The organism is Nocardia sp. CDC519 (assembly GCF_059509835.1).
Window position 1 is genome coordinate 2,167,882 of record NZ_CM183377.1, and the last position, 12,913, is coordinate 2,180,794.

Consider the following 12,913-nt stretch of genomic DNA (forward strand, 5'->3'; position numbering starts at 1 on the left):
GCAGTACACGGAAAGGTCGCCGGATTTGCATCTGAAGAGCTTGACGTTGAAAGGGTTCAAGTCCTTCGCGTCCGCGACGACGCTGCGGTTCGAGCCGGGGATCACCTGTGTGGTCGGTCCGAACGGGTCCGGGAAATCCAATGTCGTCGACGCGCTCACCTGGGTGATGGGCGAGCAGGGTGCCAAAGCGCTGCGCGGCGGCAAGATGCAGGACGTCATCTTCGCGGGTACCGCGGGCCGGGCCGCGCTCGGCCGCGCCGAGGTCACGCTGACCATCGACAATTCCGACGGCGCGCTGCCCATCGATTACGCCGAGGTCTCCATCACCCGGCGGATGTTCCGCGACGGCGCCGGTGAGTACGAGATCAATGGCAGCTCCTGCCGATTGATGGACGTGCAGGAGCTGCTCAGCGACTCCGGCATCGGCCGGGAAATGCACGTCATCGTGGGTCAGGGCCAGCTCTCGGCGATCCTGGAATCGCGCCCGGAGGACCGGCGCGCGTTCATCGAAGAGGCCGCCGGCGTGCTCAAGCATCGCAAACGCAAAGAAAAAGCGGTACGCAAGCTCGACGCCATGCAGGCCAATCTGGCCCGGCTCACCGACCTGACCACCGAACTGCGCCGTCAGCTCAAACCGCTCGGCAGGCAGGCCGAGGTCGCCCGGCGCGCCCAGACCGTGCAGGCCGACCTGCGTGATGCCCGGCTGCGCCTGGCCGCCGACGACCTGGTGACCAGGCGCCGCGAGCTGGAAAGCCAGCAGAGCAAAGAGGCATACGCGCGCGAACAGCAGATCACCGTGCAGTCCGAACTGGACGCCGCCAACGCCGCACTCGCCCAGCAGGAATTCCAGCTCGGCAAGCTCACCCCGAGCGCCGAGGCCGCCGCTCAGCTGTGGTTCCAGCTGTCGGCGCTGGCCGAACGGGTCAACGCGACCATCCGCATCGCCGGCGACCGGGCCCGTCATCTGGACACCAGCGCCCCCGTGGGCACCGGCCGCGACCCCGATCAGCTCGACGCCGAAGCCGATCGTGTGGAAGCCGAGGAGGCCGAACTGCGCGAAGCGGTGGAGATGGCCGCCGAAACGCTCGAGGCGGCCCGCGACGCACTCGCCGAACGCGAACACGCCGCCAAAGCCGCCGAGCAGGCCCATCTGGCCGCCGTCCGGGCCATCGCCGACCGGCGCGAGGGGCTGGCGCGGCTGTCCGGGCAGGTCGACACCCTGCGCACCCGGGCGCAATCGGTGGACGCCGAGATCTCCCGGTTGTCGGTGGCCATCGCCGAGGCCAGGCAGCGCGGTGAGGCCGCCCAGGAGGAATTCGATGCGGTGCAAGCCGAACTCGACGATCTCGACGCCGGTGAGGCGGGCCTGGACGCTCAACACGAACATGCCGTGCAGGCATTGAAACTGGCCGATCAGCGCGTCGACGAACTGCGCGAACAGGATCGCGACGCCGGCAAGCGGGTCGCCTCGCTCACGGCGAGGATCGAAGCGCTCGGCATGAACCTGGCGCGTCGTGACGGTGCGGGCTGGCTCACCGAACATCACGGCGCGGATCTGCTGGGCCCGCTGTCGACGTTGATCCGGGTACATCCCGGATTCGAGGCAGCCGTTGCCGCCGTGCTCGGACCGCTCGCCGATGCCGTCGCCGCTGCTTCCGGCAGTACCGCCTATGCCGCGGTGCAGGCACTCAAGGCCGCCGACGGGGGCCGGGCCGCGCTGGTTTTCGGCACGGGTGCGGCGCGGGCCGGATCCGCCGATGCGAGCGCCGAGGCCGCCGGATCGACCGGAGAGGGCGCCGACTCGACCGGTGAGCGCAGGCCCGCTCGCACCGCCGCCGAGGCCGGCGGAGGGACGCTCCCCGCGGGCGCGCGGTGGCTCGGTGCTGTGGTCGACTGCGCCGATGCCGTGCACGCCGCCGTCGCCGCACTCACCGCCGACGTCGTCGTGGTCGAGGATCTCGCCGCCGCCGCCGAACTGCTCGCGGCGCGCCCGCAGCTGCGGGCGGTGACCACCGACGGCGATCTCGCGGGCACCGGATGGGTGCTCGGCGGATCCGACCGCGCACCGAGCCAGCTCGAGATCCAGGCCGATATCGACGCCGCCGAAGCCGAATTGATCGCGGCCAAGCGCCGGGCCGAGGAGCTAGAGGCCGCCCTGGCCGGCGCGCTCGCCGAACAAGCCGATCGCAAGGACGCCGTCGATCACGCGCTGATGGCCCTGCACGAATCCGATCAAGCCCTGGTCGCGATCTATGAGCGGCTCGGCAGACTCGGCCACACCGCCCGGAGCGCGCACGCCGACATCGACCGGCTCACCGCTCAGCGCGCCGAAGCCGAAGACGGCAGGGAGAAGGCGCTCGCCTCGCTCGCCGAACTCGAGGACCGGCTGCGCCACGCCGAACTCGAACAATCCGGCATCGACGACGACGGCCTCGGTGCCGCGAGCACCGAGGCCGCCGGCCGGGCCCGCGAGGAAGCCGCCGCGGCGCTCGCCGAGGCCCGTTCGATGGAGGTGGAGGCCCGCCTGGCCGTGCGCACCGCCGAGGAGCGCGCCGAATCGGTGCGCGGTAAAGCCGACGGCCTGCGCCGGGCGGCCCGCGCCGAACGCGAGACCCGCGCCCGCGCCGAACGAGCCCAAGCCGCCCGCAAACAGGCCGCCGCGGTGGCCGCCGCGGTCGCCGAATCGGGCGCGAAGGTGGCCGCGGAGCTGGAGGGTGTGGTCGCCCAAGCCGCGGCCCGCCGTGACGAGCTGGTGCGTCGGCGCACCGAATGCGCCGCCCAGGTGGATCAGATCAAAGAGCGGGTGCGTGCCCTGACCGCACAGCTGGCCCAGCTCACCGACGCCGTGCACCGCGACGAAGTGGCCAAGGCACAGGCCGCGCTGCGGATCGAACAGCTCGAGGCCACCATCGTCGAACAGTTCGGCATCGCCCTCGGCGATCTCATCGCCGAGTACGGCCCCGACGTCCCGCTGCCGCCGTCGGCGCTGGAATGGCAGGAGTACGAACAGGCCAAGGAACGCGGCGAGGACGTGACACCGCCCGCACCGATGCCGTTCGATCGCGCGAGCCAGGAGCGCAGGGCCAAACGCGCGGAAAAGGATCTGGCCACCCTCGGCAAGGTGAATCCGCTTGCGCTGGAAGAGTTCGCGGCGCTCGAAGAGCGCTACAACTTCTTGGCGACCCAGCTCGAGGACGTCAAGAGCGCGCGCAAGGACCTGCTGGATGTGGTCGCGGAGGTCGATGCCCGCATCCTGCAGGTCTTCACCGACGCCTACGCCGATGTGGAGCGTGAGTTCGTGCAGGTGTTCGCCAAGCTCTTCCCCGGCGGCGAGGGCAGGCTGCTGCTCACCGACCCCTCGGACATGCTGACCACCGGCATCGAGGTGGAGGCCCGTCCGCCGGGCAAGAAGGTCAAACGGCTGTCGCTGCTCTCCGGTGGCGAGAAGTCACTGACGGCGGTCGCGTTGCTGGTGTCGATCTTCCGGGCGCGTCCCTCGCCGTTCTATGTGATGGACGAGGTGGAGGCCGCCCTCGACGACACCAACCTGCGCCGGCTGATCGGGCTGTTCGAACAACTACGGGAGAAGAGCCAGCTGATCGTCATCACCCACCAGAAGCCCACCATGGAGATCGCCGATGCGCTCTACGGCGTCAGCATGCGCGGTGACGGCATCACCCAGGTGATCTCGCAGCGGATGCGCGGGCAGAACCTGGCCCCGGTGGGTGCGTCGGCGAGCTGAGACGCGGTGCTCCGAGTGCCGGTCGGGAGGCGTGAACACGACCGGCGCGAGTGAGTCCGCGCCACTATCGTCGTCGGCATGGTCACCATCGAAGTGCGCGACATTCCCGACGACGATGCCGAGGTACTCCGACAGCGGGCGGCGGCCGCCGGGCTGTCACTGGAAGAACACATCCGCGAGCAGCTGATCGCCTCGGCGCGCAGGCAGTACCGCGTCGAAGCGCTGGAAGACATCCGCAAGGCGCTGGCCGCCAACCCGCTGCCCGGTGAGGACCCGGACCGGGTCGTGGAGGATCTGCGGCGCGAATTCGAGGACTGCTAGCACTTCGGTACGAACCATCGACCACACCGGCGGCCCGCGCGCGGCGGGTCGCCGGATCGGTGTTCACCCGCTCACAGCAGGTCGCTGACGTCGTCGGGGACATCGACGGCGTATTTGCGCAAGATGTCCATCGAGATCACTTCCAGGGCGTTCTCATGGGTGGCCGCGAGCACCACCGGTGCGGCGACACCGTCCTCGTGCGCGTGCAGCCACCGCACCGCCACCACACACCACCGGTCCCCTGGCTGCAGGCCGGGAAAATTGTTCTCCGGGCGCGGGGTGCTCAGGTCGTTGCCGATCGAAGCCTGGTGTTCCAGAAACTCGGTCGTGACGACCGTGCACACGGTATGACTGCCCAGATCCTCCGGGCCGGTGCTGCAGCAGCCGTCACGGTAGAAGCCGGTCAGAGGATCGGTGCCGCACTCTTCGAGCGGACCCCCAAGCACGTTTCGATCGGTCACGTCGCCGATCCTATTGGCACGCCGCGAGAAGTTCCGCAGGACAAGAAATCTCACGGGCTGTGTCTGGACGACTGACCTGCTCCGGGCGGGTCGATGACCGGCGAGAACTCGTTCTGCAAGGATGGTCGGCGTGAGTTCCGAAGCCTGGATTCTGATCGCGGCTATCGCCGCCGTCGTACTCGTCGCGCTCGTTGTCGGATTCGTCCGGTATCGCAGCGGGCGGGTATCGCTGACGGCGCCGACCGAAGACAAGGAGCTGACCGACAAGTCCGGCGGCTATAAGGCCTCAGGGGGCTTCAGTTTCAGCCAGGGCGGCACCGCCACCGCCACCCGGCCCGAGCCGCTGCCCGCCGAACGCACCGACACCGAGGGCCAGCCACACATCGGCGACGACGCGGCGATTCCGCGCGACGCGCCGCGGCGCGGGATCACCAATGTGCCGCTGCCCGAACCGACCGACCTGGCCGAAGCGCCCGCGGGCGACGCGACCACCGCCGAGGCGCCCGAGACGGTGGCGCCGGAAGCGGAATCGGCCAAGACGGCCGACACCACCGACGTGACGGCTGCGCCCGCCGAACAGGCCGCGCCGGAGATCGTCGTCCCGGAGACGGCCCCCGACGCCGCGCCGACCGACACCGCCGCCGCCGACACCGCCCCTCCCGCCGACGCGGCACCGGAGGCCCCGGCCGTCCCCGACACCGTCGCCGAGGCCGAACCCGCGCCCGCCCTCGAGGAGATCGAACCCACCGCGGGCCGCCTGGTCCGGCTGCGTGGCCGCCTGTCGCGGTCGCAGAACGCGGTGGGCAAGAGCCTGCTCGGCCTGCTCGGCGGCGGCGACCTAGACGAGGATTCCTGGGAGGAGGTCGAAGACACCCTGGTGCTGGCCGACCTCGGCACCGCGAGCACGGCCGCCGTGGTGCAGCGGCTGCGCGAGGAGATGGCCGCGCGCAGCGTGCGCACCACCGATCAGGCGCGCGCGGTGCTGCGTGACGTGCTGGTGGAGGCGCTGCGCCCGGAGCTCGACCGTTCGGTGCGGGCGCTGCCGCATCCGGATCATCCGTCGATCCTGCTGGTCGTCGGTGTGAACGGCACCGGAAAGACCACCACCACCGGCAAACTGGCCCGCGTGCTGGTGGCCGACGGGCGCCGGGTGCTGCTCGGCGCCGCCGACACCTTCCGCGCGGCCGCCGCCGACCAGCTGCAGACCTGGGGCGAACGGGTCGGCGCCGACACCGTGCGCGGTAAAGAAGGAGCCGACCCGGCCGCGGTCGCCTTCGACGCCGTCGCCGCAGGAATCGAACGCGGCGTGGACGCGGTGCTCATCGACACCGCCGGGCGCCTGCACACCAAGACCGGCCTGATGGACGAGCTCGGCAAGGTCAAACGAGTCGTGGAGAAGAAGGCCGCGGTCGACGAGGTGCTGCTGGTCCTCGACGCCACCGTCGGCCAGAACGGACTCATGCAGGCCAGGGTGTTCGCCGAGGTCGTCGACATCACCGGCGTGGTGCTCACCAAGCTCGACGGCACCGCCAAGGGCGGCATCGTCTTCCAGGTGCAGCACGAGCTCGGCGTGCCGGTCAAGCTCGTCGGTCTCGGTGAAGGGGCCGATGATCTGGCGCCGTTCGAGCCCGGAGCATTCGTCGACGCGCTGCTCGGCTGACTCCGCTACACCGCGGTCCGGATCGAGCGCCGCCCGATCCGGACCGGGGCGGCGCGCCGACCGCCGCGCCGATCCTGCCTTCTCGCTCCGATACCCCCTGTTAGCTGCGGGTTCGCTGCTTCGACACGCCGCTCACAGCCTCGGGGAAACCTCCTGTGCACAGTTGGAAACGTGGTAGCAACACGGGGGCGCCATCCGTTCACGTAGGTGAAACACGGGGGCGGCACGGATGAAACACCGAATGAGCAACCTTCTGTGCAGGTCCATTTCGCCGGAATCGGCGGGGCCCGAGATGAGGAGGACATTAAGGTGGCATTTCCCGTAATCGGCGCGCCGGACGCCGGTGACACCGCATGGATGCTGGCAAGTTCAGCACTCGTGCTGCTGATGACACCCGGACTCGCGTTCTTCTACGGCGGCATGGTCCGCTCCAAGAACGTGCTGAACATGATCATGATGAGCATCAGCGCCATGGGCCTGGTCGCCGTCCTATGGGCGCTCTACGGCTTCTCGGTCACCTTCGGTGACGACAAGGCCAACCTCATCGGTGATCCCGGTCAGTACTTCGGGCTGAAGCAGATCTTCGGTGGTGCGTACCTGGCCGACGCCGAGTCCGGCGCCGAGGCCGCGATCCCGCTGGCGGGCACCATCCCGCTGACGGTGTTCGTCGCCTTCCAGGCCATGTTCGCGATCATCACCGTCGCCCTCATCTCGGGTGCGGTCGCCGACCGCATGAAGTTCAGTGCCTGGCTGATCTTCGCCGGCATCTGGGCCACCGTCGTCTACTTCCCGGTCGCGCACTGGGTCTTCGCCTTCGACGGCGTCACCGCCGAGGCCGGTGGCTGGATCGCCAACAACCTGAAGGCGATCGACTTCGCCGGCGGTACCGCCGTGCACATCAACGCCGGCGCGGCGGGCCTGGTGCTCGCGATCGTGCTCGGCAAGCGCAAGGGCTGGCCCAAGACCCCGTTCCGTCCGCACAACCTGCCCTTCGTCATGCTCGGCGCCGGTCTGCTGTGGTTCGGCTGGTTCGGCTTCAACGCCGGTTCCGCGGTGGGCTCCAACGGCATCGCCGGCGCCGCCTTCCTGACCACCGTCGTCGCCACCGGTGCGGCGCTGCTGGCCTGGCTGGTGGTGGAGAAGATCCGTGACGGCAAGCCCACCTCGCTGGGTGCGGCCTCGGGCATCGTGGCCGGTCTGGTCGCCATCACCCCCGCCTGCCATTCGGTCAACGTCGTCGGTGCCCTCGCCATCGGCATCGTCGCCGGCGCGTTGTGCGCCCTGGCCGTCGGGCTGAAGTTCCGCTTCGGCTTCGACGATTCGCTCGACGTGGTGGGCGTGCACCTGGTCGGTGGTCTGCTCGGCACCCTGATGGTCGGCCTGGTCGCGGCGCCGGAAGCGCCCGCGGCGGTGAAGGGTCTGTTCTACGGTGGTGGCATCGAGCAGTTGAAGCTGCAGGCCGTCGGTGCGTTCACGGTGCTGGCCTACTCGCTGGTCGCCACGGCCGTCATCGCCTACCTGATCAAGTTCACGATCGGCCTGCGTGCCGACGACGAGGGCGAGTTCGTCGGCATGGACGAGTCCGAGCACGCGGAAACCGCATACGATTTCGCTGCTGTGGGTGGCACGGCACGTTCGGCCGTCAAGGAGGCATGACGACATGAAACTGATCACCGCAATCGTGAAACCGTTCACGCTGGAGGACGTGAAGACCGGTCTCGAGCAGGCGGGCGTGCTGGGCATGACCGTGAGCGAGGTGCAGGGTTACGGCCGGCAGAAGGGGCACACCGAGGTCTACCGCGGTGCGGAGTACTCGGTGGATTTCGTGCCGAAGGTTCGGGTCGAGGTCGTCGTGGATGACGCCTCGGTGGACAAGGTCGTCGAGGTGATCGTCGAGGCGTCGCGCACCGGCAAGATCGGCGACGGCAAGGTCTGGGTGACCCCGGTCGAGACGATCATCCGGGTCCGTACCGGCGAGCGCGGCACCGACGCGCTGTAGCGGGAAGTCGAATCGAGCGGCGGCCCCGCTCCCGCCGGATCTCCGGCCGGGGCGGGGCCGCCCGCATGGAGGGGGGGGGTGGGGAGTGGGTGGAAATCTGAGAGAGTGAATGGGTGGTGTGGGCAGTGGGTAGCAGTCGGCGAGAACACAGCGATGGCGCCGAGTCGGCGGCGGTCGAGAACACGGTGGTGTCCAACGGCGCGGCCGATCTGGTCAAGGCCAGGCGCCGGTTGCTCGAGGGCGGGCAGCCGCGCAATCCGCGCCTGGATGCCGAATCGCTGCGCTCGGCGCTGGTCGACCTGTACGAACTGTGGCTGACCAGCAAGGGTGCCGAACTCGGGATCACCGCCGACAGCGGGCTCGCGGTCGTCGCGGTGGGTGGGCTCGGACGCAAGGAGATGCTGCCCTACTCCGATCTGGACCTGGTGCTGCTGCACGACGACGTCGACCCCGCGCGGGTGGCCGAGGTCGCCGACCAGCTCTGGTATCCGCTCTGGGACGCCCACATCAAGCTCGACCACAGCGTGCGCACGGTGCCACAAGCCCTGCGAGTGGCCAACGACGACATGATCGCGGCGCTCGGGATGCTCGAGGCCAGGCATATCGTCGGCGACGCCGAACTGAGCAACCTGCTCATCGGCGGGGTGCGCCGGGAATGGCGGACCGGGATCCGAGCCCGCTTCGACGATCTGATCGCCCAGGCCAAGGCCCGGTGGGAGCGCAGCGGCGAGATCGCCCACCGCGCCGAACCGGATCTGAAGAACGGGCGCGGCGGACTGCGCGACATCCAGCTGCTGGACGCACTCGCCATCGCCCAGCTGACCGATGCCATGCCGGGGCTCGGTCCGGATGTGCCCGGCGGCGGTGTCCGCCACGCGCATCGTCGGCTGCTGGATGTGCGCACCGAACTGCACCGGGTGGCCGGACGCTCGCGCGATCAGCTGATGGCACAGGACGCCGACGAGATCGGTGCGGCGCTGCGCATCGGCGACCGTTTCGACCTGGCCCGTACGCTCAGCGACGCCGCGCGCACGGTCAGTTACTCGGTGGACGTCGGGTTGCGCACCGCCGCCAACGCGCTGCCGCGGCGCGGCCTGGCCCGGCTGCGCCGGATGCCGGTGCGCCGACCACTCGATGAGGGGGTGGTCGAGCACGCCGGCGAGGTGGTGCTGGCACGGGACGCGCGGCCGCAACGCGATCCCGGCCTGATCCTGCGGGTGGCCGCGGCCTCGGCGCAGACCGGGCTGCCGATGTCGGCGACTACGCTCAACCGGCTGTCGGAGGACGCGCCGGAACTGCGCGAACCCTGGCCCAAGGACGCGCTGAACGATCTGCTGGTGCTGCTCGGCGCGGGCCGGGGCACCATCGACGCGATCGAGGCGCTGGACCGCACCGGACTGTGGGGCCGGTTGCTGCCGGAGTGGGGCGCGGTGCGCGATCTGCCGCCGCGCGACGTCCTGCACACCTGGACCGTCGACCGGCACCTGATGGAAACGGTGGCCTACGCGAGCGCGCTGAGCACCCGGGTGGCCCGGCCGGACCTGCTCGCGCTCGGTGCCCTGCTGCACGACATCGGCAAGGGCCGCGCCGGCGATCACAGCGTGGTCGGCGCGGAACTTGCCACCCATATCGGGCGCAGGCTCGGGCTGTGGCCCTCGGATGTGCGCACGCTCAGCGCGATCGTGCGCCACCATCTGCTGCTGCCCGACACCGCCACCCGGCGCGATCTCGACGATCCGGCCACCGTGCAACTGGTGGTCGACGCGCTCGACGGCGACGCCCAGCTGCTGGAACTACTGCACACCCTCGCCGAAGCCGATTCGCTGGCCACCGGGCCCGGAGTGTGGGGCGAGTGGAAGGCGTCGCTGATCGGTGAGCTGGTGCGGCGCTGCCGGATGGTCATGGCCGGTGACGAGCTGCCCCGGCCCGAGCCCATCGCGCCGGAACTGCTGGAGAAGGCGGCCGCCGGGGGAGTGCATGTGACGCTCGCGCCCGGCGAAGGCAAACACACTCACATCGTCACCGTCATCGCTCCCGACACGCCCGGGCTGCTGTCCGAGGCCGCGGGAGTGCTGGCGCTGCATTCGCTGCGCGTGCTGTCGGCGGCGCTGGGCAGCGCGGGCGAGTCGGCGATCAACACCTTCGTCGTATCGCCGAAATTCGGTGATCCGCCCGACCCGGGCCTGCTGCGGCAAGAGTTGATCCGCGCCATCGCCGGCGAGCTGGACTTGCGCGGTCAACTCGCCACACGCGAACGCGAGGCCGTCGGCGCACAGCTGAGCCCCTACGCCAAGGCACAGCCGCGGCTGCTGTGGACCGACACCGATACCCCCGGTCAGGTGATCGTGCAGTTGCGCGCCGAAGACCGGATCGGGTTGCTGAGCAGGCTCGCCGGTGCGCTGGCCGGTTGTGGGGTGGACGTGCGCTGGGCCAAGGTCGTGACGATGGGCACCGCCGTGGTCGACGCCTTCTGCCTGGATCTGGGCGCCGATTCGGGACCGGCCCGCCGCGCCCGGATCGACGAGGCGATCCTGGCGGTCGTGCCGCGGCCCGCACCGAAGAAGCCCGCCGACGACAACGGTGCGCACGAAGGTTCCTGAGCCACCGAGGTTTTCGTGCTCAGCGCGGCGAACTGCCCTGTGACCTCGCCGTTATCCGAAAACCAGTCCTTTGCACATGATTTGCTGGAAATCCCTACGGCATGGTCGGTGGCCCTTAGGATCGGTGAGTCGGGCTCGCATACGAGGGGAGCAGGTCGGTGGCAATCGAAGTCGTCGCCTCGTCGATCATGACCAGTGATGTGACCCCGCACGTGGCCCGCTGCGTCGGCGGGGATCTGTGGGTGGTGTCCTGGTTGCCTGGCCGCACCCTGACCGGTCGCCAAGCCGTCACCGCGATGACCATCGCGGCCACGGTCGCCACCTCCGGTCTGCCGGTGGAGGGCGATTGGACCGCGTTGGACGGTCTCGCGCTCGAACTCGGGTTGACCGGCCGTGAGGCCGCGTTCATGGTGGCCAGGGAAAACCACGACTATCGGCGCATCCGCACCCCGCGCCGCCGCACTCCGGAGTAACCTCGCCCACCCGGCACCCACCGGCTGCGTGCGCAGTCCGGTGATCCCATTACGCTGGGATGCAGTGACGTCACTCGAGATCAGGAGCGCGATCGGTGTTCGAATCCCTGTCCGACCGGCTTACCGGTGCCCTCAAGGACCTACGCGGTAAGGGACGTCTGTCGCCGGCTGACATCGACGCCACCTGCCGTGAGATCCGCCTCGCGCTGCTGGAAGCCGATGTCGCGCTGCCGGTGGTGCGCGCATTCATCGCCAAGATCAAGGAGCGGGCCAAGGGCGCCGAGGTCTCCGCTGCGCTGAATCCGGCCCAGCAGGTCGTCAAGATCGTCAACGAGGAACTCGTCGGCATCCTCGGCGGCGAGACCCGCAGGATCACCCTGGCCAAGACCCCGCCCACGGTGATCATGCTCGCCGGTCTGCAGGGTGCGGGTAAGACCACCCTCGCGGGCAAGCTCGCCAAATGGCTCAAGGGGCAAGGACATCAGCCGTTGCTGGTGGCCTGTGACCTGCAACGCCCCGGCGCCGTCACCCAGCTCCAGGTGGTCGGCGAGCGCGCGGGCGTGCCGGTGTTCGCGCCGCATCCCGGCACGTCCATCGGCGGCGGTGACAACGCTCTCGGTGTCACGGCGGCCGATCCGGTCGCCGTGGCCGAGGCCGGTGTGGCCGAGGCGAAGCAGAAGCAGTACGACGTGGTGATCGTCGACACCGCCGGTCGCCTCGGTATCGACGCGGAGCTGATGGCCCAGGCCGCCGGTATCCGCGACGCGGTGCAGCCGGACGAGACGCTGTTCGTGCTCGACGCCATGATCGGTCAGGACGCCGTCACCACCGCCGAGGCGTTCCGCGACGGCGTCGGCTTCACCGGCGTGGTGCTCACCAAGCTCGACGGTGACGCCCGCGGTGGTGCCGCGCTCAGCGTCCGCAACGTGACCGGCGCGCCGATCATGTTCGCCTCCACCGGTGAGAAGCTCGAGGATTTCGACGTCTTCCACCCCGACCGCATGGCCAGCCGCATCCTCGGCATGGGCGATGTGCTCACCCTGATCGAGCAGGCCGAACAGGTCTACGACCAGCAGCAGGCCGAGGAAGCCGCGCGCAAGATCGGCAGCGGCGAACTCACCCTCGAGGATTTCCTCGACCAGATGCTCGCCATTCGCAAGATGGGCCCGATCGGCAACCTGCTCGGCATGCTGCCCGGCGCCGGTCAGATGAAGGACGTGCTGGCCCAGGTCGATGACAAGCAGCTCGACCGCGTGCAGGCCATCATTCGCGGTATGACCCCGGCCGAACGGGAGAACCCCAAGATCATCAATGCCTCTCGCAGACTGCGCATCGCCAACGGCTCGGGTGTGCAGGTCTCCGAGGTCAACCAGCTGGTCGACCGCTTCTTCGAGGCCAAGAAGATGATGGCCGCGATGGGCCGCCAGATGGGCATGCCAGGGGCGAACCGGCGCAGCAACAAGAAGGGCAAGAAGGGCAAGAAGGGTGGCCGCGGCCCCACCCCGCCGAAGGTGCGCGGCGGATTCCCCGGCGGCATGCCCGGTATGCCCGCCGGCATGCCCGACCTGTCCGGTATGCCCGCCGGCCTCGACCAGCTCCCGCCGGGCCTGGAGGGCTTCGATCTGTCGAAGCTGAAGTTCCCGAACAAGTAGCCCCC

9 protein-coding genes are annotated in these 12,913 nt (G+C 69.6%); 8 read left to right on the forward strand and 1 reads right to left on the reverse strand.

The genetic code is table 11. The features are described 5' to 3' along the window. Positions 1-25: 25 nt before the first annotated feature. Positions 26-3,742: a chromosome segregation protein SMC gene (smc, locus tag AC5W7N_RS09640; protein ID WP_495923551.1), complete on the forward strand. Its 3,717-nt coding sequence runs from the start codon at positions 26-28 to the stop codon at positions 3,740-3,742. A 78-nt stretch (positions 3,743-3,820) separates the two neighbouring features. Further along, a complete protein-coding gene (locus AC5W7N_RS09645; RefSeq protein WP_163811639.1) occupies positions 3,821-4,063 on the forward strand; it encodes a FitA-like ribbon-helix-helix domain-containing protein in 243 nt (80 codons plus the stop codon). Between the two features lie 71 nt (positions 4,064-4,134). On the opposite strand, the gene AC5W7N_RS09650 is transcribed toward AC5W7N_RS09645, so the two are convergent. Then, positions 4,135-4,524 carry a DUF2237 family protein gene (locus tag AC5W7N_RS09650; protein ID WP_036538374.1) on the reverse strand — a complete coding sequence of 130 codons (390 nt, stop codon included), beginning with the start codon at positions 4,522-4,524 and terminating at the stop codon, positions 4,135-4,137. Between the two features lie 130 nt (positions 4,525-4,654). Between AC5W7N_RS09650 and ftsY the strand changes: the two genes are divergently transcribed. From ftsY to ffh, 6 genes are all read left to right on the forward strand, one after another. Next, complete coding sequence (gene ftsY, locus AC5W7N_RS09655; RefSeq protein WP_194990574.1) at positions 4,655-6,184, forward strand: signal recognition particle-docking protein FtsY; 1,530 nt, start codon at positions 4,655-4,657, stop codon at positions 6,182-6,184. A 357-nt stretch (positions 6,185-6,541) separates the two neighbouring features. Then, positions 6,542-7,840 (forward strand): ammonium transporter, encoded by a 1,299-nt coding sequence (locus tag AC5W7N_RS09660; protein WP_178127650.1) that lies wholly within the window; start codon positions 6,542-6,544, stop codon positions 7,838-7,840. Between the two features lie 4 nt (positions 7,841-7,844). Then, positions 7,845-8,183, forward strand: a complete 339-nt coding sequence (locus tag AC5W7N_RS09665) for a P-II family nitrogen regulator (RefSeq protein WP_014352094.1) — start codon at positions 7,845-7,847, stop codon at positions 8,181-8,183. A 185-nt stretch (positions 8,184-8,368) separates the two neighbouring features. Beyond that, the gene (locus tag AC5W7N_RS09670; RefSeq protein WP_195007181.1) at positions 8,369-10,783 is read left to right on the forward strand and encodes a [protein-PII] uridylyltransferase; all 2,415 of its coding nucleotides are present in this window, start codon (positions 8,369-8,371) and stop codon (positions 10,781-10,783) included. A 158-nt stretch (positions 10,784-10,941) separates the two neighbouring features. Next, positions 10,942-11,256: a hypothetical protein gene (locus AC5W7N_RS09675; protein ID WP_138455124.1), complete on the forward strand. Its 315-nt coding sequence runs from the start codon at positions 10,942-10,944 to the stop codon at positions 11,254-11,256. A 95-nt stretch (positions 11,257-11,351) separates the two neighbouring features. After that, entirely contained in the window at positions 11,352-12,908 is a 1,557-nt protein-coding gene (ffh, locus tag AC5W7N_RS09680; protein ID WP_163811645.1) for a signal recognition particle protein, read from the forward strand. The last annotated feature ends 5 nt before the right edge of the window (positions 12,909-12,913 follow it).